Below are 476 nucleotides of genomic sequence, written 5' to 3'. Positions count from 1 at the left end.
AGAAAAGGTCCTGCCAATCCTGCGCCATCACTACGAGACGTTTATCTCTGACGTTCCGGGCGACGAAGGCGGCGGGACGCCAGCGGCATACGTGATGGCTGCAGGATGGCGAGGTGGCGAGCCTTGGATCGTAGAGATAACGCCTTCCGGCATGATCGGGAACTACGCCGATATCGGCTTTCATGCGATCGGTAGCGGCGCGGCCATGGCTCAGCAGGCTGGCTCACTTCTGTCCCACTTCCAGTTGTCCGAGCGGTCGCTGCGCTTTGGTTGCGCAGCCGTCCTGCGAGTCTTGCAAGCGCTCGACCTGACCTCTGCCAGCGTCGGCAAGCCATTCAGTCTGTGTCGTATCGACAAGGACGGTGCCCACCACCTCAGCGACAAAGAGATTGAGCAGGTGAGCAAGGACGTGCGCCGATGGGAGGAGGCCGAACAGGCCGCAATCGCCGGCATATTCGATTGATCAGCTTCCAAGC

Annotated in this window: 1 protein-coding gene; it reads left to right on the top strand. The window is 60.7% G+C overall.

Features of this window, described 5'->3' with window-relative positions:
• Positions 1 to 463: hypothetical protein (locus AB1462_RS31805; protein WP_367249061.1), on the top strand; the 463-nt coding region annotated here is incomplete at its 5' end.
• Positions 464 to 476 lie beyond the last annotated feature (13 nt).

It is taken from the genome of Pseudomonas sp. SB113 (assembly GCF_040754745.1).
Lineage (GTDB): Bacteria > Pseudomonadota > Gammaproteobacteria > Pseudomonadales > Pseudomonadaceae > Aquipseudomonas > Aquipseudomonas grimontii.
The sequence above is the reverse complement of the archived record's forward strand: the minus strand, read 5'-3'. Positions and strand labels throughout refer to the sequence as shown.